20 protein-coding genes, 1 tRNA gene, 1 pseudogene and 1 riboswitch are annotated in these 19,444 nt (G+C 72.0%); of the genes and pseudogenes, 7 read left to right on the top strand and 15 right to left on the bottom strand.

The features are described 5' to 3' along the window. The first annotated feature begins 183 nt into the window (after window positions 1-183). A pseudogene (locus GA0070616_RS13160) lies at window positions 184-2,015 on the top strand (NHL domain-containing thioredoxin family protein). Between the two features lie 21 nt (window positions 2,016-2,036). Here the strand turns inward: GA0070616_RS13160 and GA0070616_RS13155 are convergent. From GA0070616_RS13155 to GA0070616_RS13145, 3 genes are read right to left on the bottom strand one after another with little or no spacing between them, the layout of a single operon-like run. Further along, window positions 2,037-2,789 (bottom strand): LamB/YcsF family protein, encoded by a 753-nt coding sequence (locus GA0070616_RS13155; protein ID WP_091081527.1) that lies wholly within the window; start codon window positions 2,787-2,789, stop codon window positions 2,037-2,039. Then, the gene (locus GA0070616_RS13150) at window positions 2,773-3,708 is read right to left on the bottom strand and encodes a 5-oxoprolinase subunit C family protein (protein WP_091081525.1); all 936 of its coding nucleotides are present in this window, start codon (window positions 3,706-3,708) and stop codon (window positions 2,773-2,775) included. Before GA0070616_RS13150 ends, GA0070616_RS13155 begins: the two co-directional genes overlap by 17 nt. Beyond that, entirely contained in the window at window positions 3,705-4,520 is an 816-nt protein-coding gene (locus tag GA0070616_RS13145; protein ID WP_091081523.1) for a 5-oxoprolinase subunit B family protein, read from the bottom strand. The genes GA0070616_RS13150 and GA0070616_RS13145 overlap by 4 nt, the downstream gene beginning before the upstream one ends. Before the next feature lie 108 nt (window positions 4,521-4,628). Here GA0070616_RS13145 and trhA point away from each other — a divergent pair, with 108 nt between their 5' ends. Continuing rightward, the gene (gene trhA, locus GA0070616_RS13140) at window positions 4,629-5,306 is read left to right on the top strand and encodes a PAQR family membrane homeostasis protein TrhA (protein WP_091081520.1); all 678 of its coding nucleotides are present in this window, start codon (window positions 4,629-4,631) and stop codon (window positions 5,304-5,306) included. A 55-nt stretch (window positions 5,307-5,361) separates the two neighbouring features. Here trhA and GA0070616_RS13135 read toward each other — a convergent pair whose 3' ends face one another. Then, a complete protein-coding gene (locus GA0070616_RS13135) occupies window positions 5,362-5,643 on the bottom strand; it encodes a DUF6458 family protein (protein WP_091081518.1) in 282 nt (93 codons plus the stop codon). 115 nt (window positions 5,644-5,758) lie between these two features. Here GA0070616_RS13135 and GA0070616_RS13130 point away from each other — a divergent pair, with 115 nt between their 5' ends. Continuing rightward, window positions 5,759-6,298, top strand: coding sequence for a SixA phosphatase family protein (locus tag GA0070616_RS13130; RefSeq protein ID WP_091081516.1), 540 nt, complete (start codon window positions 5,759-5,761; stop codon window positions 6,296-6,298). Window positions 6,299-6,390: 92 nt separating this feature from the next. Here GA0070616_RS13130 and GA0070616_RS13125 read toward each other — a convergent pair whose 3' ends face one another. From GA0070616_RS13125 to GA0070616_RS13115, 3 genes are all read right to left on the bottom strand, one after another. Then, window positions 6,391-6,660, bottom strand: a complete 270-nt coding sequence (locus tag GA0070616_RS13125) for a DUF6458 family protein (protein ID WP_091081514.1) — start codon at window positions 6,658-6,660, stop codon at window positions 6,391-6,393. A 317-nt stretch (window positions 6,661-6,977) separates the two neighbouring features. Beyond that, a complete protein-coding gene (locus GA0070616_RS13120; RefSeq protein ID WP_091081512.1) occupies window positions 6,978-8,834 on the bottom strand; it encodes an acyl-CoA dehydrogenase in 1,857 nt (618 codons plus the stop codon). Window positions 8,835-8,993: 159 nt separating this feature from the next. Next, the gene (locus tag GA0070616_RS13115) at window positions 8,994-10,121 is read right to left on the bottom strand and encodes a PP2C family protein-serine/threonine phosphatase (RefSeq protein WP_091081510.1); all 1,128 of its coding nucleotides are present in this window, start codon (window positions 10,119-10,121) and stop codon (window positions 8,994-8,996) included. A gap of 149 nt (window positions 10,122-10,270) precedes the next feature. Between GA0070616_RS13115 and GA0070616_RS13110 the strand changes: the two genes are divergently transcribed. After that, window positions 10,271-10,828, top strand: coding sequence for a phosphoribosyltransferase family protein (locus GA0070616_RS13110; protein WP_091090654.1), 558 nt, complete (start codon window positions 10,271-10,273; stop codon window positions 10,826-10,828). A gap of 17 nt (window positions 10,829-10,845) precedes the next feature. Here the strand turns inward: GA0070616_RS13110 and GA0070616_RS13105 are convergent, their stop codons facing one another. Further along, window positions 10,846-11,361 carry an alpha/beta hydrolase gene (locus GA0070616_RS13105; RefSeq protein ID WP_091090651.1) on the bottom strand — a complete coding sequence of 172 codons (516 nt, stop codon included), beginning with the start codon at window positions 11,359-11,361 and terminating at the stop codon, window positions 10,846-10,848. A gap of 103 nt (window positions 11,362-11,464) precedes the next feature. Here GA0070616_RS13105 and GA0070616_RS13100 point away from each other — a divergent pair, with 103 nt between their 5' ends. Then, complete coding sequence (locus tag GA0070616_RS13100; RefSeq protein WP_091081508.1) at window positions 11,465-11,896, top strand: ASCH domain-containing protein; 432 nt, start codon at window positions 11,465-11,467, stop codon at window positions 11,894-11,896. Between the two features lie 139 nt (window positions 11,897-12,035). Here GA0070616_RS13100 and GA0070616_RS13095 read toward each other — a convergent pair whose 3' ends face one another. From GA0070616_RS13095 to GA0070616_RS13080, 4 genes are all read right to left on the bottom strand, one after another. Continuing rightward, window positions 12,036-12,917 carry an LLM class flavin-dependent oxidoreductase gene (locus tag GA0070616_RS13095; RefSeq protein ID WP_091081505.1) on the bottom strand — a complete coding sequence of 294 codons (882 nt, stop codon included), beginning with the start codon at window positions 12,915-12,917 and terminating at the stop codon, window positions 12,036-12,038. A 134-nt stretch (window positions 12,918-13,051) separates the two neighbouring features. Continuing rightward, window positions 13,052-13,486: a VOC family protein gene (locus tag GA0070616_RS13090; protein WP_091081504.1), complete on the bottom strand. Its 435-nt coding sequence runs from the start codon at window positions 13,484-13,486 to the stop codon at window positions 13,052-13,054. Window positions 13,487-13,657: 171 nt separating this feature from the next. Then, window positions 13,658-13,978 (bottom strand): hypothetical protein, encoded by a 321-nt coding sequence (locus GA0070616_RS13085; protein WP_091081503.1) that lies wholly within the window; start codon window positions 13,976-13,978, stop codon window positions 13,658-13,660. Between the two features lie 286 nt (window positions 13,979-14,264). Then, a tRNA-Gly gene (locus GA0070616_RS13080) sits at window positions 14,265-14,338 on the bottom strand. Between the two features lie 232 nt (window positions 14,339-14,570). Here GA0070616_RS13080 and GA0070616_RS13075 point away from each other — a divergent pair. Continuing rightward, on the top strand, window positions 14,571-15,575 hold the full coding sequence (locus tag GA0070616_RS13075) for a zinc metalloprotease (protein ID WP_091081500.1): 1,005 nt from the start codon (window positions 14,571-14,573) through the stop codon (window positions 15,573-15,575). Window positions 15,576-15,644: 69 nt separating this feature from the next. Here the strand turns inward: GA0070616_RS13075 and GA0070616_RS13070 are convergent, their stop codons facing one another. Then, a complete protein-coding gene (locus tag GA0070616_RS13070; RefSeq protein ID WP_091081497.1) occupies window positions 15,645-16,178 on the bottom strand; it encodes a pyridoxamine 5'-phosphate oxidase family protein in 534 nt (177 codons plus the stop codon). 78 nt (window positions 16,179-16,256) lie between these two features. Here GA0070616_RS13070 and dcd point away from each other — a divergent pair, with 78 nt between their 5' ends. Then, entirely contained in the window at window positions 16,257-16,835 is a 579-nt protein-coding gene (gene dcd / locus GA0070616_RS13065; protein ID WP_091081494.1) for a dCTP deaminase, read from the top strand. 88 nt (window positions 16,836-16,923) lie between these two features. Here dcd and GA0070616_RS13060 read toward each other — a convergent pair whose 3' ends face one another. Together GA0070616_RS13060 and GA0070616_RS13055 are read right to left on the bottom strand one after the other, a co-directional pair. Further along, window positions 16,924-17,964, bottom strand: coding sequence for a C40 family peptidase (locus GA0070616_RS13060; RefSeq protein WP_175440068.1), 1,041 nt, complete (start codon window positions 17,962-17,964; stop codon window positions 16,924-16,926). A gap of 12 nt (window positions 17,965-17,976) precedes the next feature. Continuing rightward, window positions 17,977-18,114, bottom strand: a riboswitch (cyclic di-AMP (ydaO/yuaA leader). A 171-nt stretch (window positions 18,115-18,285) separates the two neighbouring features. Then, window positions 18,286-19,299, bottom strand: coding sequence for a C40 family peptidase (locus tag GA0070616_RS13055; protein WP_091081491.1), 1,014 nt, complete (start codon window positions 19,297-19,299; stop codon window positions 18,286-18,288). Between the last annotated feature and the right edge of the window lie 145 nt (window positions 19,300-19,444).

Below are 19,444 nucleotides of genomic sequence, written 5' to 3'. Positions count from 1 at the left end.
GGGTGCAGGCCGCACTGGTTGCGGCATGTCGGGGTCTTCCACTCGCCGGATACCCCGACATGCCGCAACCAGAGCTGATCAGTCACCGCTGACCGGGCGCTGGCCGAGGGACGGCGGTGTCGCGTACGACTCAGCCCACGCCCGTCCGTACGGAAGGCCACCGTCGTACGGCACGATGGGGCCATGAGTGCACGCGTACGCGCACCCGAGCTGCGGGGTCGGGCCTGGTTGAACACCGGCGGGCGGGAGCTGCGGCTCGCCGACCTCCGAGGCAAGATCGCGTTGTTGGACTTCTGGACGTTCTGCTGCATCAACTGCCTGCACGTGCTCGACGAGTTGCGTCCGCTGGAGGAGAAGTACGCCGACGTGCTCGTCGTGGTGGGCGTGCACTCGCCGAAGTTCGAGCACGAGAAGGACCCGGACGCCCTCGCCGCAGCCGTCGAGCGGTACGGCGTACACCACCCGGTGCTCGACGACCCCGAGCTGGACATGTGGCAGCAGTACGCGGCCCGCGCCTGGCCGACCCTGGCGGTGGTCGACCCCGAGGGTTACGTGGTGGCCACCATGGCCGGCGAGGGCCACGCCGAAGGGCTGGCCCGACTCATCGACGACCTGATCGCCACGCACGAGGCCCGGGGCACCCTGCACCGGGGCGACGGCCCCTACGTGCCGCCCGCCGAGCCGGAGACCACCCTGCGGTTCCCCGGCAAGGCCCTCGTCCTGCCCGGCGGCAACCTGCTGGTGTCCGACTCGGCCCGACACTCGCTGGTCGAACTCGCCCCCGACGGCGAGACGGTGGTCCGGCGTGTCGGCACCGGCAGCCGGGGCCGGGCCGACGGGCCGCCGGACGTGGCCTCCTTCTCGGAGCCGCAGGGCATCTGCCTGCTGCCGCCGCACACCGCCGAGGTGGCCGGCTACGACGTGGTCGTCGCGGACACCGTCAACCACCTGCTGCGCGGTGTCAGCCTCACCTCGGGTGCGGTCGTCACCGTGGCCGGCAGCGGCCGGCAGTGGCGTTCCACCGTGGACGACCACGCGCACGACGCCCTCTCGGTCGACCTGTCCTCGCCCTGGGACGTGGCCTGGTACGACGACCGAATCGTGGTGGCGATGGCCGGCATCCACCAGCTCTGGTGGTTCGACCCGGTGAAGCGCACCGCCGGCATGTACGCGGGCACCACGGTCGAGGCGCTGCGGGACGGGCCGCTGCCCGAGGTGTGGATGGCGCAGCCGTCGGGCCTGTCCGTGTCGGCCGACGGCGCCCGGCTGTGGGTGGCCGACAGCGAGACCAGCGCGATCCGGTACGTCGAGGACGGCACCATGGGCACCGCCGTGGGTCAGGGGCTGTTCGACTTCGGGCACGTGGACGGGCCGGCGGCGCAGGCGCTGCTCCAGCATCCGCTGGGGGTGTGTGCGCTGCCCGACGGCTCGGTGCTGGTCGCCGACACGTACAACGGCGCGGTCCGCCGCTACGACCCGCAGACCGAGCGGGTCTCCACGGTGGCCGACGGGCTGGCGGAGCCGAGCGACCTGGTGCTCACCGCGGACGGCGGGGTGCTGGTGGTGGAGTCAGCCGCGCACCGGTTGACCCGGCTCGCCCCGGGCGCGCTGTCCGCAGCCGGCGCGAACACGGTCGACGGACCCCGGCACCGCACCGAACGTAAGCCGACGGACGTGGCAGCCGGCGAGGTCACCCTGGACGTGGTGTTCACTCCCGCGCCGGGGCAGAAGCTCGACGACACGTACGGGCCGTCCACCCGGCTGGTGGTGTCGGCCTCCCCACCGGAGCTGCTGCGGGAGGGGGCCGGCACCACGACCGACCTGTCCCGGCGGCTGGTGGTCGACGCCGACGTGGCCGGCGGGGTGCTCCAGGTGACCGCCCAGGCGGCGACCTGCGACGCCGACGTGGAACACGCGGCCTGCCACCTGACGCGGCAGGACTGGGGGTACCGGTGCGGGTGGTCGAGGGCGGCGCGACCCGCCTTCCGTTGGTGCTGCGCGGCCTGGACACCTGACCGGCCCGGTCGGCCGGATGGTCAGTCCGTGAAGGGGCGGGGAACCACGCCCGCGTCGAGGAGGGCGGCGCGGACCAGTTCGGCGGAGCGGACCGCGCCGGGGGTGTCGCCGTGCAGGCAGATCGACTCGACCACGCACGGGACGACGGTGCCGTCGACCGCGACCACCGTCCGGTCGGTCGCCATCCGTACGGCCCGCTGGGCGATCTCCTCCGGGTCGGTGAGCAGCGCCCCGGGGGCGTTGCGGGGCACCAGTGCGCCGCTGGGCAGGTAGCCACGGTCGGCGAAGCCCTCGGCGACCACCCGCAGGCCCGCACCCTGGGCGAGCTGGGCGAGCACCGATCCGGGCGGGCACAGCAGGGGCAACTCGTCGTCGACGTCCTTGACGGCGGCGATCAGCGCCGCCGCCTGCACCTCGTCGCAGGCGGCGGCGTGGTAGAGCGCGCCGTGCGGCTTCAGGTAGCGGACGCGGGTGCGGAACAGGCGGCAGAAGACGTCCAGCGCGCCGAGCTGGTAGATCACCTCGTCGCGTAGTTCGGCGAACTCGTACGCGATGTGCCGCCGGCCGAAGCCGGCCAGGTCCCGATAGCCGACCTGGGCCCCGACGGCGACCCGGCGTTCGACGGCGGCGGCGCAGACCCGGCGCATGGTGGCCGCGTCGCCGGCGTGGAAGCCGCAGGCGACGTTGGCGGAGGTGACCAGGTCGAGCAGCGCCTCGTCGTCGCCGAGCCGCCAGATGCCGAATCCCTCACCGAGATCAGCGTTGAGGTCCATGGAACCTCACCGTAGTGCCCGGACGGGCCTGCGCGAGCGCGGTCACGTCGTCCACCACCCCCACGACGGGGTACCCGCCGGTGGTCGGATGGTCGGCGAGGAAGACGAGCGGTTGGCCGTCCGCCGGCACCTGCACCGCGCCCAGCACCAACCCCTCGCTGGGCAGTTCCCCGGCCACCGCGCGGGGCAGCGGCGTGCCGAACAGGCGCGCGCCGACCCGGTTGCTCAGCGGGCTCACCGTGTACGCCTCGGCGAACAGCCGGTCGAGAGCGGCGGCCGTGAACCAGTCGTGCCGAGGGCCGAGGCGAAGCGCCAGGCGCAGTTCCCCGGGCAGCGGGGTGGGCACGGTGACGTCGACCGGGGCCGGTGCGCCGGCCGGGTCGCCGAGCGGGAGGCGGTCCCCGTCCCGTAGTGGCGGGGGGCCGAGCCCGGAGAGGGTGTCGGTGGCGCGGCTGCCCAGCACGGGCGGGACCGTTATCCCCCCGCCCACGGCGATCCAGTTCCGCAGGCCGACGCGGGGTGGGCCGATCCGCACCACCGCCCCGGCGGGTACGGACAGCGGCCGGCCCACGTCTGCGGCTCGACCGGGGCCGTGCGGCACCGTGACCAGGACGGCGGCGTCCGCTCCGGTCACCGCGACCGTGGTGGCGCGGACGAACCGCAGGTCGCAGCCCGTCAGGGTGGTTTCCAGGCCGGCGGCGGCCTCGGCGTTGCCGACGAGTCGGTTGGCCAGCCGCAGGGCGGCCGGGTCGAGCGCGCCGGAGCGGGGCACCCCGAGGTGCGCCCAGCCGGGCCGGCCGAGGTCCTGCACGGTGGTGAGCGCCCCGGCCCGGAGCACCTCGACGACCCGGGCCGGCGTGCGGGTGTCCGGGCCGTGGAGGCGGTGACAGGGCGGGCGGTGGTGGCCCGGCCCGGTCACGCCGGCACCAGGTGGACGCGGGTGCCGGGGGCGAGCCGGGCGGGTGGGTCGGCGTGCACGTCGAACAGGGTCAGCCCGGTCCGACCGACCAGCAGCCACCCACCGGGTGAGGCGGTGGGGTAGATGCCGGCGTACGGGCCGGCCAGGGCGACGGCACCCGCCGGCACCCGGGGCCGGGGGGTGGCCAGCCGGGGCACGGTGAGGGTGGCGGGCAGCCCGGTCAGGTACGCGAAGCCGGGAGCGAAGCCGCAGAAGGCCACCCGGAAGGAGGTGGTGGCGAGGCGGTGCACGACGGTCGGCACGTCCACGCCCCAGTGGCCGGCGACGAGGGGCAGGTCCTCCCCGTCGTAGGTGACGGGAACGTCGACGGTGCGGACGGCGGCCGTGGTGGACGTCGATCGGGCGGCGGCCGTGGTGGGCGTCCACTGGGCGGTGGCCGTGGTGGCGGCGGGCGTCCAGCGGACGATCCGGGCGGCCGTACCGGCGGGGTCGGGTACACCGTCGAGCAGGACGGTCGCGGCGGCGGGAACGATCTCCTCGGCGGTCAGTTCGCCGTTCTCGCGGCGTCGCCACAGCTCGGCCCGCCAGGCTTCGACCCGGTCGGCGAGGTCGGGGCCACCGGCTGCCGGGACGGAGTCGGCGTCGGCGTCAGAGCCGCCGGCTGCCGGGGCGCGGTCGGGGGCGGCGTCAGAGCTGCCGGCTGCCGGGGCGTGGTCGGGGGCGGAGTCGCGGTCGGGGGCGGGGACGGGGTCGTCTGGTGCCGGGGCGAGGTCGAGCAGGAGGGCGTGGGCGCCGACGGGTCGGATCCGCATCCCGCCATCCTTGCGTACGGTTCTGGTGCCCCCGGATTCCCCGGCCCGTCATGACACGTGACGGGTGGCACTACCCAGAAGTAACCTACGGTGCCGTAGCCTGAGGGAGTGACCACCTCCGCACCGCTTCGGCTCAAGCCGGTCGACATCGGTAAACCCCGGATGCGCGGCTGGCTGCACACGTACGCCTTCTTCGTCGCCGTGGTCGCCGGGATCGTGCTGTCCGCGATCGCCGCCACCCGGCCCGGCTGGGCACCCCTGGTGAGCTGCCTCGTCTACAGCCTGACCGTCTGTGGTCTGTTCGGCACCAGCGCCCTCTACCATCGTCGCGTCTGGACCGAGCGCGGCTACCAGATCATGCGCCGCATGGATCATTCGATGATCTTCGTCTTCATCGCGGGCACGTACACCCCGTTCTGCGTGCTGCTGCTCGACGAACGGGCGGCCGTCGTCATGCTGTCGCTGGTCTGGGGCGGCGCGCTGGGCGGGGTCGCGGTCAAACTGGTGTGGCCGCACGCCCCGCGTTGGGTGTCCGCGCCGCTGTACCTGGCGCTCGGCTGGGTGTCGGTCGCGATGCTGCCGGACATCCTGCGCGAGGGCGGCGTCACCGCGCTGGTGCTGCTCGCCGTCGGGGGTGCGATCTACAGCGTCGGCGCGGTCTTCTACGCGCTACGCCGACCCAACCCGTGGCCGACGGTCTTCGGCCACCACGAGTTCTTCCACGCCTGCACCCTGGTGGCGGCCCTGTGCCACCACATCGCGATCTACTTCGCCCTGTTCGCCTGAACGGTCACGTGCCGGGGCCCGCCACGTCGCGGGCCCCGGCACGGGTCGGCGGGGGTCAGACGGTGCGGCCGGGACGCCGCACCTCGCGGTGCTCCCGTACGACGCGGTCGTCCCGGACCGGCACGGCCCGGTCGTCGATGACCCGCTCCTCGCGGACGGTGGCCACGGTGTGGCGACGCGAGTTCCAGAAGTAGAGGGTCACGAGCAGGCCGGCGACCCCGGCGAGCATCAGCACCCAGCCGACGACGCTCAGGTTGAGCCAGCCCACATCCGCCTCCACGGCGAACGCGAAGATCGCACCAACCGCGATCAGGAAGATGCTGCCACCAATGCCCATCTCGTCGTCTCCTCGGCTCTCCGCTGGCGTTGCACTCCGCCGCGGCCATGGATGAGGGTGCGGCACGCATCGACATACCCGGGCACGGTGATCGCCAATCGGGCAAGCTGGTGGCATGACGGACACTGGGGAGGAACGACGGGCACTGGTGCTGCTGCGACACGCGAAGGCCGAGCCGCCCCACGGCGACGGGCCGGACGTGGATCGACCTCTGGCGGCGCGGGGGCGTGTGGACGCGACGGCCGCCGGCGCCTGGCTGGCCCGCCACGAGCTGCTGCCCGACGTGGTGCTCTGTTCGGTGGCGCTGCGCACGCGGCAGACCTGGCACCAGGTGGAGACGGGCATGACCGGCGTACGGGCGGAGGGCGGAACGGCCGGTCCCACGCCGGTGGTGCGGTACGAGAAGGACGCGTACGAGGCGCATCCGGAGGATCTGCTGGAGCTGGTGCGGCGGGTCGACCCTTGCGCCCGCACGGTGCTACTGGTGGCGCACAACCCGGGCATCTCGCTGCTTTCGGCGCTGCTGGCTCCGCAGCGGGCCGATCCGGACGGGCTGCGCACCAGCGACATCGTGGTGCACCACCCCACCGTGGCCTGGTCGGAGTTGGGACGGGCGACGGCCCCGATCGACGTGCGGCACACCGCCCGCGGCTGAGCCGCCCGTGCCCGTGGTGGCACGGCCGGTGGTGAGTGCGGTGGCGGATGGACGAGTGGGGGCTTCAACGACCGGCCCTGTGCCGTGGTCGGTCAGTTGGGCGGCCCGGTGGGCGGCGGCGGGTCCGGCGGCGGTGGCATCATCGCCGTCGGATGCGACAGCCGGTTCTCCTCCACGATGAGGGTCCTGGCCCGTTTGCGGCGATCCTGCCAGAACCAGAGCGTGGTGAGCAGGACGGCCAGCCCGGCCAGAATGAAGACCCAGCCGACCGCGCGCAGATCGATCCACCAGACGTTGGCTCTGATGGCGAAGGTCAGGATCGCGCCGATCGCGATCAGGAAGATCCCGCTACCAATGCCCATGTGCGCTGCACTCCCCCGTGCGGTGGCTCTGGGCGTTCCCTGACGTGGTCCCGCGACGGTTACCCGCCAACGGCACCACCTACCCGGCGGGCCGACCCCAATCGCGGCCAGCCTCCGCCTGCTGGCGTCCGCAGCGGATCCGGACCACCGCACTCGAGTGGAGCTGGTCGTCGACTGCGCCCCGCCGTCGATGCCGAACTCGGCTCGGAGCGGGGTCGCCAACGGCCGGCGGGTCACCACCCGCCGGCCGTCACGACCAGCTCACGCCCCGAGGACATCCGGGGTCACCCCAACCGCACGAAGCGGTACGGGGTTACTCAGAACGCCTCCTCCGGGAGGTCCATGATGTCGAGGTCGGCACCCTCGATGATCCGCCGGTCGGCGCCGAGGCGGGGCAGCACCTCACGGGCGAAGAACCGGGCGGCGGCCACCTTGCCGGTGTAGAAGGCCCGGTCGGCGGCGGACACCTCGCCCGCCAGAGCCTTCAGTGCCACGTCGGCCTGCCTCTGCAGCAGCCAGCCGACCACGACGTCGCCGAGGGCCAGCAGGAAGCGGCGGCTGCCCAGGCCCACCTTGTACAGGGCACGGCCGTCGCCGGCCTGCGCCTCGCCCAGCCAACCGGTCATCACGCCGACCATCGTCTGGATCTCAGCGAGCGCCTTGCCGAGAGCCTGACGCTCCTCCTTGAGCTGACCGTTGCCGGCCTCGGTGGCGATGAACTCCTGAATCTCGCCGGCCACGGCCATCAGTGCCTTGCCGTTGTCCCGAACGATCTTCCGGAAGATCAGGTCGAGGCTCTGGATCGCGGTGGTGCCCTCGTACAGAGTGTCGATCTTGGCGTCCCGGACGTACTGCTCCAGCGGGTAGTCCTGGAGGAAGCCGGAGCCGCCGTAGGTCTGCAGCGACTCGTGACCGAGCAGCTCGTACGCCCGCTCCGAGCCGACGCCCTTCACCAGCGGCAGCAGCAGGTCGTTGACCCGCTTCGCCAGCTTGGTGGCCTTCTCGTCGCCGGCCGCCTCGGCCATGGCCACCTTGTCCTGCCAGGAGGCGGTGTAGCAGACCAGCGCCCGCAGACCCTCGGCGTACGACTTCTGCAGCAGCAGCGAGCGGCGCACGTCCGGGTGGTGGGTGATGGTGACCCGGGGGGCGGTCTTGTCGGCCTGCTGGATCAGGTCGGCGCCCTGCACCCGGTTCTTCGCGTACTCCAGGGCGTTCAGGTAGCCGGTGGAGAGCGTGGCGATCGCCTTGGTGCCGACCATCATCCGGGCGTACTCGATGATCATGAACATCTGGCGGATGCCGTCGTGCTTCTCGCCCAGCAGCCAGCCCTTGGCCGGTACGCCGTGCTCGCCGAAGGTCACCTCGCAGGTGTTCGAGACCTTCAGGCCCATCTTGTGCTCGACGTTGGTGGCGTAGACGCCGTTGCGCTCGCCCAGCTCGCCGGTCTCGGAGTCGAAGTGGAACTTCGGCACGACGAACAGCGACAGGCCCTTGGTGCCCGGCCCGCCCACTCCCTCGACGCCGACCGGGCGCGCCAGCACGTAGTGCACGATGTTGTCGCTCAGGTCGTGCTCACCCGAGGTGATGAAGCGCTTGACGCCCTCGATGTGCCAGGTGCCGTCCGGCTGCTGGACGGCACGGGTGCGGCCGGCACCGACGTCGGAGCCGGCGTCCGGCTCGGTGAGGACCATGGTGGAGCCCCACTGCTTGTCGATGAACAGCTTGGCCCACTTCTTCTGCTGCTCGGTGCCCTCGACGTGCAGCACGTGCGCGAAGGACGGGCCGGAGGCGTACATCCAGACGGGGGCGTTCGCGCCGAGCACCAGCTCGGCGAGCGACCACCAGAGAGCCCGCGGAGCGTTGGTGCCGCCGAGGACCTCGGGGAGGTCCAGCCGCCAGAACTCGGAATCCATGAACGCCTGGTACGACTTCTTGAACGACTCGGGCAGCGGCGCGGTGTGCGTCGCCGGGTCGAAGACCGGCGGGTTGCGGTCGCTGTCCGTGTAGCTGGCCGCGAGGTCCTCGCGGGCCAGGCGGTCGACCTCCGAGAGGAAGCTGCGGGCGGTATCGACGTCCAGGTCCGTGTACGGTTCCTGGCCGAACGTCCGGTCCGCCCCGAAAACCTCGAACAGGTTGAACTCGAGGTCCCGAAGGTTGCTCTTGTAGTGGGTCATGCTCGCTGGCCCCGCTTCCGGACAGGTGTTACCGATCAGTAACCCTGACTGTATTACTCACGGGTAGGCAGCGACAAGCCACTGGCGGAAGTGACAGCGATTACACACCTGCGGTTCGGGATTACGACACCTGGACGGACCCGGACGGACCCGGATGGATCACCCCTCCGTCGCGCCGACCTCCCAGCTCGGCACCACCGCGGGCGTGGCGGCCGGAGATCCCGTGTACTCCATCAGGACCAGCGCGATGTCGTCGTCCAGCCGGCCGTGCACCCACTCCACCAGGGCGGTCTCCAGCGACGCCAGGCCGTCGGCGACCGTGCCGTGCCCGAGCAGCCGCCACGCCCGGTCGGCGGTGGGGAAGAACTCGCCGTCCCGGCGGGCCTCACCGAGCCCGTCGGTGAACAGCAGCAGCCGGTCACCGGGCTCCAGCCGCTCCACCCGGGGACGGACCACCGGCATGAAACCCAGCGGCGGCGCGGGGGCGGGCGGGTCCAGCGGGATCACCGAACCGCGACGCATCAGCAGCGGCGACGGGTGCCCGCAGTTGACGATGGTCAGCGTGCCGCCCCGCTCCTCGACCAGCGCGGCGGTCACGAAGTCCTCGTCACCCACGTTGCGGGCCACCGCACGGTCCAGGTCGGCGACGACCGCGCGCAGGTCCGCCCGGTCGTACGCCACGTGCCGGTAGGAGCCGAGCACGATGCTGGCCAGGCGGACCGCCTCCAGCCCCTTCCCGCGCACGTCACCGATGATCATGCGTACGCCGTACGGGGTGTCGATCGCCTCGTACAGGTCGCCACCGATCTCGGCGGTCGCCGTCGAGGAGATGTACCGGCCGGCCACCGAGAGCGTCCCGACCCGAGGCCCGAGCGGACGCAGCACCGCCTGCTGGGCCACCGTCGCCAGCTTGGACAACTCGGCGATCTGCTCGGCCTGCCGTTGGCGCATCGCCGCCACCGCCGCCGCGATGGCCGTTCCGAGAGCGATCCCCGCCACGGCGACCGCCGTGGACACCGAGACGGCCGGCTCGACGAAGGCGAAGGCCGCACCGAGCACGGAAGCGGCGGCCCCCACCCCGAGGACCACACGCCAGGACGCCAGCGCCGCCGCCAGGAACGGCGCGGCCACCATCAGGGCGATGTAGTTCGCCTCACGCCCGTCCGCCAGCTCCACGGCGGAGACGAGCGCGAGCAGGGCGAGGGCCGCGCCGAGGCCGGCGCGGGATCCGGGGCTCAGTGGGCCGTGGCCCGACTGGAAGGAGTGCGTGCGTACACCCGACAGCATGCCTGATTGACGTGAGCACGTGAATCAACCGGCCCGACGATGTGCCCCGGGCCCTGAGAACAGGGCGATGTGCTGCGGGTCCGGTGAACAGGACGACGCGCGCAGGACCGTCTCCACGTGCGCCGGGACGGTGCCGCAGGATGGTCGGCATGTACGCCGACCTGAGCGGACGACTCGTCGAGCTGTTCCGGTGGATCGACCCCGGCCCCGAAGCCGATCACCTGGTCAGCGACCTCTCCGGCTGGTGGCGCGACCCGCAGGTACTCGCCGAACTGGGGCCCGCTCTCGTCGCCCCGTTCCGCCCGGCCCGGCCCACCGTCGTCGTCTCCCCGGCGGTCACCGGTCTCCTCCTCGGCCCGCTCGCGGCGACCGCGCTCGGCGTCGGTTTCGTCCCGGCGCACAAACCAGTCGACGGGCGGCTGCCACCCGGGCCGCTCACCTGGGCCCAGAGCCCACCCGACTTCCGGGGTCGGCGAGTCGACCTGGCCGTCCGCGACCGGCACCTCGGCCCCGGCGACCGGGTCCTCGTCGTGGACGACTGGATCGCCACCGGCGCCCAGGTCCGCGCCCTCTACGACATCTGCGCGGCCCGGGGCGCCGAACCCGCCGGCACGGCGGCCGTCGTCCGCGGGTGTGCCCCGGAACTCGCCGCCGAACTCCGGGTCACCGCACTGCTCGACGCCGCCGACCTCGACAGGACGCCCTGACACCCACCTCCGGGCACCTAGCCGACGAACCGCTCCACGGCGGTGCACACCTCACCCAACGCCGCCGCGCTGCGGGCGAGCGGCCCCGGCACCATCAGCGCGTGGTCCGCCTCCGGGATCTCCAGCACGTACGGGGTGAGCCGGCGGGCCACCGCACCGTCCCACGTACGGTCGGCAGTGCCTCCGACCAGCACGAACGGCGCTCGGGTGCGGCGCAGCGCGGCGACCACGTCCGGTCGGTGCAGCAGCGGGGTCAGCCACACCGCGGCCAGCCCCCGATCGGCGGCCAACTCCACGGCCAACGTGCCCAGCGACTTGCCGACCAGCAGATCCGTGCGGTCGTTGAGGGTCGGGGCGACCTGCTCGTTGACCCACCGGCCGGCGGTCTCCAGGTCGAGGTCGTCCGGCACCTGCCAGGTGACCGCGTGCAGGGCGAACCCGGCCCGGCGCAGCGCCTCCCCCGCGTACAGGAAAAGTGGGTACCGGGTGTCGTAGCCCTGGCCGGGAATGAGCACCGCGCGGCGGTCCGCCATGGACGTCTCCTTGTCGTCGAACGACCACCGTACCGCCGGGTCGACCCGCACAGGTGCGACAAGTGCCACGACGGGCGATCGGCCGGCCGGTAGCCTCGGCAGGATGTGGCCCCGCATCGGTGGACTGCGCACGCTCGCCCTCGGCACGCCCGGTGAGCTGCGCACCAATCTCAACACCCTCGTCCTGGCCGGAGTGAAGACCGCGACCGCCGGGCTGCTGACCGAGTACGCCCAGGAGCACGAGCAACTGGAGCACGTCGGCGAGCGGTTGGTGCTGGTGGACGACGACGACGTGCTGGCCGGCGTCGTCGAGGTGACCGGCGTCGAGGTGGTTCCCTTCGCGCAGGTGCCCTGGGAGTTCGCCCGCGCCGAGGGGGAGGGTGACCGCGACATCGAGGAGTGGCGGGCCGGCCACGCCGCCTACTGGGCGCGGCAGGGCACCCCCGTCACCGACGACGCGGCGGTCGTCTGCGTGCGGTTCCGGCTGGTGTCCGGCGGCGAGGGCGGCGTCGCCAGCGGCGACCTGGGCGTCTGAACCTCCGCCGGTGCCCGTGCGGCGTCCAGCCGTGGTGGCCGTCGTCACCGGCGAGGGTGGCTGCGCCGTCACTGGTGTGGGTGGCCGCCGTCACCGGTGTGGGTGGCCGCCGTCACTGGTGTGGGTGGCTGCGCCGTCCTCAGACCCGGCGCAGCTCCGGCAGCAGGCGGGTGGCCACGTCGACCAGGACGGACTCGTCGCCCGCGTACCAGCTGCTCTGCCGCGGCCAGTGGGTGATCACGTCCGTGAAGCCCAGCTCGGCGGCCCGCCCCACCTGGTCGGCGAAGAACTGGGCGCTGTCCAGCGAGAACACCGGGGCCGAGTCCAGCGACAGGTGGCGGTCCAGGGTGGCCGGGTCGCGTCCGGTCACGTCGAGCACCCCGTCGAGGCGCTGGGCGTACTCCCGTACGCCATTCCACCAGTCCGTCAGGTCGTCCGCGCCGGGCCCGGTGGTCACCCAACCCTGGCCGAAGCGGGCCACCAGGCGCATCGAGCGGGGCCCGTTGGCCGCCATCACGAACGGCACCCGTGGCGTCTGTACGCAGCCCGGGTTGTTCCGCGCGTCCACCGCGGCGAACCAGTCGCCCCGCCAGGTGGTGCCGTCCTCGCGCAGGATCAGGTCGAGCAGCTCGACGAACTCGGCGAACCGGTCCACCCGCTGCCGGGGCGGCAGTTCCTCGCCGCCGAGCACCGCCGAGTCGAACCCGATCCCGCCTGCGCCCAGCCCGAGCAGCACCCGCCCGTCGGAGACGTCGTCGAGCGCCGTGACCTGCCGGGCGAAGGCCGCCGGGTGTCGGAAGTTCGGCGAGGCGACCAGGGTGCCCAGTCGGATCCGGGCGGTCACCGTCGCGGCGGCGGTCAACGTCCCCATCGAGTCGAACCACGGGCCGTCGACCAGGTCCCGCCAGCCCAGGTGGTCGTACGTCCAGGCGTGGTCGAAGCCCCACTCGTCGACCTGCCGCCACCGGTGCCGCGCCACCGACCAGCGCTGGTCGGGCAGGATCACGATGCCAATCCGCATGGTCGTCACCCTACGGCGAGCGCGCCGGCCCTGTCGGAGGGCGCTTCTGTGCTGGCCGGGTGGACTGGAGTTCGACGGCGAACTGTGGATGTGGAAGGGCCCCTCGACTCACGAAGTGCCACGTTCGCGGCCACTCAGTCGAGACAGAACTCGTTGCCCTCGACGTCCTGCATCACGAGGCACGACTCGTTGTGACCGTCGGCAAGCAGTAGTCGCACCCGTACCGCGCCGAGCGCGACCAGTCGTGCGCATTCGGCCTCAAGTGCGGCCACGCGCTCCTCACCCACGAGCCCGGTGCCGACCCGCACGTCGATATGCAGTCGGTTCTTGACGACCTTGCCCTCGGGAACGCGCTGGAAGAACAGTCGCGGGCCCACACCTGAAGGATCGACGCACGCGAACGCTGAACCCTGATGTTCGGGCGGCAGCGCGCGATCGAAATCGTTCCAGGTAGCGAAACCCTCCGGTGGCGGCGGTACGACGTACCCCAGCACCTCACACCAGAAACGGGCGACGCGCTCAGGTTCTGCGCAGTCGAAGGTGACCTGGAACTGCTTGACTGACGCCATCGGGCCATCATAAGCAGCCGACTCCCGCAGCCGACTCCCGCAGCCGACTCCCGCAGCCGACTCCCGCAGCCGACTCTCGCGGATGAGTCGCAAGTCGCACGATCGGCAGCGCCCTGGTGACCCCCGGTCGGCCTGGGTTCACCCCGGCTCGTGCCCCTGGCCGACCCGGTCCTACTCGTCCTCGAACGGCTCGTCATACCACCGGAATCCGGCCGCGTCGTCCTTGATGGTCAGTAGGAACTCGGCCACCTCGCCGCCGTCGGGGAAGGTCATCGTGACGGCGGCACGCTTGGCCTCGCTATCCCGTTCCATGGCCTCGTCGCCTTCCTGGCCGGCAGAGGCGCTCCGCGCGGCGAAGAGCGGCCGTAGCGGCTCGAACCCCGGTAGCGCGCGAAACCGGCCGTACATCCAGGGGAAGTCGTGGCTCTGCACGTCGATCTCGCCGACCAACTCGCCCCGGTGGTACAGCCGCCACACCCTGCCCGCGTCCACCGCGACAGCGTAGGCGGCGCCTGCGTACCGCGGCGGTGCCGGCGACGATCCTGCCCGCGCTCCGTGATTAGCTGGCCGGCTTCGTCGACGACAACCCGGAAGCGCTGGTCTTCACCACGCCGAGCGGCAAGCTCATCTGGCGCGGCAATCTGAACAAGATCATCGGGTGGCCGGCGGGGTGGCCCGGCGCGGGTAGTGGCCCGTGGATGGCCCGGCGCATGATCGTTGACCTGGAAACATCGAAGGCCCTGGCTCGGGACTCACATCCTGACCAGGGCCTTCGTGGTGGAGCGGGTGACGGGAATCGAACCCGCACTGTCAGCTTGGGAAGCTGATGTTCTGCCATTGAACTACACCCGCAGGCGGCACCACTGTACCTGAGTCACCGCCCGCCTGCACCCAGGCACCCCGAAGCCGCCGTGTCCGGTCCCGGCCACCCTCTCACCTGGAGGGCCTCGCCTCGGTCGGCAGAAGTTTCATCCCGGCAACATATGCCCATTCTCAAATGTGTCGATGGGTTGTAACGTCTGCTGCACGTTTCCCCCACGGCGCGACACACCCCCGGTCACGCCGTCCAGAAAGAGGTGGGCCCATGGGACTCCGTCCCAACCTGCTGAACCGGCGCTACGCCGGCATCGCATCGACGTCGTTCGCCCTGCTGCTGGGAGTGGCCACGGTCGGCCTGCTGCCGGCCGCCACCGCCCCGGCCGCCCCCGCAGTCACCGCCGCCTCCGCCGCCGACGAGGTCTGCGAGCCGGCTGACGCGCTGGCGAGGGCACGGCCTGGCGCGGGTACGACGCACGACCCGAACCAGCTGACCCTCCGCCAGGTGCAGCAGCGCGAGACCGAGCTGGCGGAGCTGCTCCAGGTGCAGGCCAAGCGCGTCGGCCAGCGCACCCTCAGCACCCAGGCCGCCGCCGCGTCGGTGACGATCCCGGTCGTGGTGCACGTGATCCAGCGGAACTCGACTCGCGCGGGCGGCAACATCCCCGACTCCATGGTCAACTCGCAGATCAGGGTGCTCAACGAGTCGTTCAGCGGGGCCACCGGCGGCGCGTCGACCGCGTTCACCTTCTCGCTCCAGCGGATCAACCGGGTGACCAACTCGTCGTGGTACCCGATCAGGCAGGGCTCGTCGGCCGAGCGGCAGATGAAGTCCCAGCTGCGGGTCGGCGGCAAGAACACCCTCAACATCTACCTGGGCGCGCTGAGCAACAACCTGCTCGGCTGGGCAACCTTCCCGCAGACCCGGCTCAACAGCATGGACGGCGTGGTCGTGCTGAGCGAGTCGCTGCCGGGTGGCACCGCCACCAACTACAACCAGGGCGACACCGGCACCCACGAGGTGGGTCACTGGCTGAACCTCTACCACACCTTCCAGGGCGGCTGCGCCGGTTCGGGTGACAGCGTCTCGGACACCCCTGCGGAGGCGTCGCCGGCCAGCGGGTGCCCGACCGGCCGCGACACCTGCTCCGCGCCGGGCCTGGACCCGATCACCAACTTCATGGACTACTCGTACGACACCTGCATGTACCAGTTCACCCCGGGCCAGGCGACCCGGATGATCAACGCGTGGAACGCGTACCGCGCGGCGTGACCCGCCAGCTCTGACCGCGTACCACCGGTGCCGGCTCCCTCGACGGGGCCGGCACCGGCGGGTGCGGGGTCAGGCCGCGCGGACGTGGCGGGCGGCGGACGCGGGCTGTGGCAGGCCGCCGGCCGCCGGGGTCGCCGGGTCGAGCCAGACCTGCACGTGGGGCCGGCCGCCGGGGTCGCCGGGACCACCCGCGACGCCGTGCTCCCGGTGGGCGAGCATCGCCACCTCGACGGTGAACTCGAACAGCCGCCAGTCGGCGCGCGGCTCGGCGCGGGCGATGTCGACCAGCCGGCCGACCCGGGCCCGGTCGGTCACGGGACGCGCCCGACCGGCCACGTACGCCTCGTCGTCGCTCTCCTCCGGCGGGAACGAGTGCAGCGCGTAGCGGCCGTCGCGTTCCAGGTCGCGTCGCTTGGGCGAGTCGATGACGAAGCAGAACAGACCCTCGTCGGTGATCACCGGCGAGACCGGGTGGACGCGCGGCCCACCGTCGGCACGGACGGTGGCCAGGTAGCCGAAACCCGGCCCGTACTGCTGCATGAGAAGGCGGATCCCCTCGGCGAGTCGGGGCTCGTCAGCGGAGAACTCGGACCAGGAAGCCATGCCGACATCCTATCGAACACGTGTACGAAGACCTAGTCCGACACGCAGGTCACGCACACCGCTCGCTATGGTGTTCCGATGCTGCTCTCCGACCGGGACCTGGTCTCCGAGATCAAGGCGGGCACCCTCGCGCTGGAGCCGTTCGAGCCCACCCTGGTGCAGCCGTCCAGCATCGACGTCCGACTGGACCGGCTGTTCCGGGTCTTCAACAACCACCTCTACACGCACATCGACCCGGCGACCCGGCAGGACGACCTGACGTCGGCGATCGAGGTCCCCGAGGGCGAACCGTTCGTGCTGCACCCGGGCGAGTTCGTGCTCGCCTCCACCCTGGAGGTCATCTCGCTCGGCGAGCAGCTCGCCGGGCGGCTGGAAGGCAAGAGCTCGCTGGGCCGGCTCGGCCTGCTCACCCACTCCACGGCCGGCTTCATCGACCCCGGCTTCTCCGGCCACGTGACGCTGGAACTGTCCAACGTGGCCAACCTGCCGATCACCCTCTGGCCGGGCATGAAGATCGGCCAGCTCTGCATCTTCCGGCTCTCCTCGCCCGCCGAACACCCCTACGGCTCGGCGGTCTACGGCTCGCGCTACCAGGGTCAGCGCGGCCCCACGCCGAGCCGCGCCTGGCAGAACTGGCGCGCCTGGCCGACCCGCTGACCCGCCGTCGGCCGACGCACGCCCCGCGAGCGGCCGACCGGCCCGCGCCGTCGGCGGCGCGGGCCTGTCCTCTGGTACGCGGCCGGCGTCAGCCCGGTCGTCCGAAACTGTGGATCGGGCCGTCGTTCAGCTTCTTCATCTTCACCGGCACCCCGGCGCGGGAGGCGTGCACCACCCAGCCCCCGCCCACGTACATGCCGACGTGGTGCAGGTCGGCGTAGTAGAAGACGAGATCGCCCGGTCGCAGCTCGCCGCGCCGGACCGACGCGGTGACCCGTCGCTGCCGCGCGGCGTTGTGCGGCAGCGACACCCCGGCCCTCGCCCAGGCCGCGAGCATCAGCCCCGAGCAGTCGAACGCGTGCGGTCCCTCGGCCCCCCACACGTACGGCTTGCCGATCTGGGCACACGCGAACGACACCGCCGCCCCCGCGGGGCCGCCCGGGTAGGTGGCCGGGCAGGGTGCCGGCCGCAGCGGCCCGCCGCCACCCCTGCCGTACGCGCGCAGCCGCAGTCGCTGCAACCGGTCGATCTCTGCGTTGATCTGCCGCTTGCGTTCCGCCAGCTGCGCCTCGGCGCGGGTGAGCTGGGCGATCACGTCGTCGAGCGGTGCCTTGGCGGCAGCCAGCTCGTCGCGCAGCTCGGCGGCCTGCCGGACGTCGGACTGCTGGTGGTGGGCGTACCGGTCGAGCAGGCCGAGCTGTTCGATCAGCTCGGCGGGTGACCGGCCGCCCAGCAGGGCGTTCACGGCGCTGACGGTCTCACCCTTGTACGCCCGGACGGCGAGCTGCCCGACCCGGTTCATGGCCTCGTCCACCCGCTGCTGGAGCGGGGCGATGCGGGCGGCCAGGTCGTCGGCCTCCCGACGCCGGTCGGCGAGGTCCTGACGGGTCGCGTTGTGTTTCTCGATGACGGGTTCGAGCCGGTTCCAGTCCTCGTCGATCTGGCGCTCGATGTCGGCGACAGTGGGGTCGGCCTGGGCCCCGGTGGCGCCTGCCGTCAGGACGACGGCGACGCCGAGCAGGGCGGCGAGTGCGGTGGTGCAGCGGTACCAGCGTGGGCGCGGCGCAGCCGTCATCGGGCCGGCGATCGCCGGCCGGGTCAACGGTGGCCGCGGGGCATGGTGTGCCACCGGGCTCCGTACTCCTTCTTCCTCAGACCGCCTACCGGGTTAGCTGACGGGTTCGGGCGGGAAGGGGGCGCCCTACCGCAACGGCTGCGGATTCACCCCGGGGAACCTGGGTCCCCGGCTCGCTCGGAAGCGACTCGGCGGTGTCGGACCGTCGCCATCCCGGCCGGATGGTCGGTCACCGGCCCGACGGAGGACCACGTTAGGGACGACCACCGGCGATGCGCAACGGATTCACGCGATGACACTCCGTGCTGATAGCCGACAGAAGCGAAGACCCCCGGACGCTTGACCGGGGGTCTTCGGGCGGCACTGCGTGACGGGTCAGCCGGGTCGGCGAAAACCCGCCAGGGGCATGGTGGTGATGCTGGAGACGTTCACCGGCTTGCCGGCCCGCGCGGCGTGCACCATCTGGTTGTTGCCCAGGTAGAGCCCGACATGGTGCAGGTCGCTGAAGAAGAAGACGAGGTCACCGGGGCGGGCGTCGGCCCGGGAGATGGCCTTGCCCTCGTTCCACTGTGCCCCGGTGAAGTGGGTGAGGTAGATGCCGGCCGCCTTGTAGGCGTACTGGGTCAGGCCGGAGCAGTCGAAGGTGTTCGGGCCGGTGGTGCCGAAGACGTACGGCTTGCCGATCTGCGCGCAGGCCGTCCGGATCGCGATCCTGGCCGCCTCGCTGACCACCCCGTTGATGGTGGGGCAGTTCGTCGTCTTGACCGTGGTCTTCGGCAGCGACGCCTCCAGGCGCTTGACGTCGGCCTCGATCTGCTTGCGCTTCGCGGCCAGCTCCGTCTGCTGCTTGGTCTGGGAAGCGATGAGGGCGTCGAGGCTGCGCTTGCGGTCGTCGTACTTCTGCCGGACGCGCACCACCTCGTCGATCTGCCGGCGCTCCTGCGCCGCCAGGCGGTCGAGCAGCGCCATCTGCTCGCCGAGGGTGTCCGGGTTGGCGTTGAGCAGCAGTGCGCTGATCTCCTGCGAGGGCCCGTTGACGTAGTAGCGGGAGGCGAGGCTGCCCACCCGGTTCATCGCCAGTTCGGCCTCCAGGGCCAGGGGCTCGATCTTCTTCTCCAGGTCGGCCGCCTTCTTGCGGTTGACCCTCAGCTCCGAGCGCACCTTGTTGTACTGCTCGATGGTCGGTTCGAGCTTGCGCCACTCCTTGTCGATCTGCGCCTCGATCTCGTCGACCGTGGGTTCGGCGTGAGCGGGCGCGGCGAGCACGCCAGCGCCGACAGCGACGGCGGCGGCGAGGACGAGCAGCGCACGGGCGGCGCGGCGCAGGCCACCCGGTCGGGTGTTCCGCTTCGGGCCACGACGATGAGGGGGCACGGCTGCCACCGGCATCGACTCCTTTGCAACCGACCGCCGGGCGTCCCGCCGAGAGGTGGAGAGGCGGGACAGACGACCCACACAGCGGTCGGTGCCTCAGAGTAGGGAAGCCGAGAGGTGGAATCAAGACGACCCGAGAGAGCTTCACGTGGGTGCGACG

The sequence above is a fragment of the Micromonospora nigra genome (assembly GCF_900091585.1).
Classification (GTDB): Bacteria; Actinomycetota; Actinomycetes; order Mycobacteriales; family Micromonosporaceae; genus Micromonospora; species Micromonospora nigra.
Note: the sequence above shows the minus strand (reverse complement) of the source record. Positions and strands in the feature narration are given on the sequence as shown.

Excerpts from the sequence above, each read along its gene's own strand:
- GA0070616_RS13155 (WP_091081527.1), bottom strand. The coding sequence starts at position 2,789 with ATGGACCTCAACGCTGATCTCGGTGAGGGATTCGGCATCTGGCGGCTC.
- GA0070616_RS13145 (WP_091081523.1), bottom strand. The coding sequence starts at position 4,520 with ATGCGGATCCGACCCGTCGGCGCCCACGCCCTCCTGCTCGACCTCGCC.
- GA0070616_RS13135 (WP_091081518.1), bottom strand. The coding sequence starts at position 5,643 with ATGGGCATTGGTGGCAGCATCTTCCTGATCGCGGTTGGTGCGATCTTC.
- GA0070616_RS13130 (WP_091081516.1), top strand. The coding sequence starts at position 5,759 with ATGACGGACACTGGGGAGGAACGACGGGCACTGGTGCTGCTGCGACAC.
- GA0070616_RS13125 (WP_091081514.1), bottom strand. The coding sequence starts at position 6,660 with ATGGGCATTGGTAGCGGGATCTTCCTGATCGCGATCGGCGCGATCCTG.
- GA0070616_RS13120 (WP_091081512.1), bottom strand. The coding sequence starts at position 8,834 with ATGACCCACTACAAGAGCAACCTTCGGGACCTCGAGTTCAACCTGTTC.
- GA0070616_RS13115 (WP_091081510.1), bottom strand. The coding sequence starts at position 10,121 with ATGCTGTCGGGTGTACGCACGCACTCCTTCCAGTCGGGCCACGGCCCA.
- GA0070616_RS13110 (WP_091090654.1), top strand. The coding sequence starts at position 10,271 with ATGTACGCCGACCTGAGCGGACGACTCGTCGAGCTGTTCCGGTGGATC.
- GA0070616_RS13105 (WP_091090651.1), bottom strand. The coding sequence starts at position 11,361 with ATGGCGGACCGCCGCGCGGTGCTCATTCCCGGCCAGGGCTACGACACC.
- GA0070616_RS13100 (WP_091081508.1), top strand. The coding sequence starts at position 11,465 with ATGTGGCCCCGCATCGGTGGACTGCGCACGCTCGCCCTCGGCACGCCC.
- GA0070616_RS13095 (WP_091081505.1), bottom strand. The coding sequence starts at position 12,917 with ATGCGGATTGGCATCGTGATCCTGCCCGACCAGCGCTGGTCGGTGGCG.
- GA0070616_RS13090 (WP_091081504.1), bottom strand. The coding sequence starts at position 13,486 with ATGGCGTCAGTCAAGCAGTTCCAGGTCACCTTCGACTGCGCAGAACCT.
- GA0070616_RS13075 (WP_091081500.1), top strand. The coding sequence starts at position 14,571 with ATGGGACTCCGTCCCAACCTGCTGAACCGGCGCTACGCCGGCATCGCA.
- GA0070616_RS13070 (WP_091081497.1), bottom strand. The coding sequence starts at position 16,178 with ATGGCTTCCTGGTCCGAGTTCTCCGCTGACGAGCCCCGACTCGCCGAG.
- dcd (WP_091081494.1), top strand. The coding sequence starts at position 16,257 with ATGCTGCTCTCCGACCGGGACCTGGTCTCCGAGATCAAGGCGGGCACC.
- GA0070616_RS13055 (WP_091081491.1), bottom strand. The coding sequence starts at position 19,299 with ATGCCGGTGGCAGCCGTGCCCCCTCATCGTCGTGGCCCGAAGCGGAAC.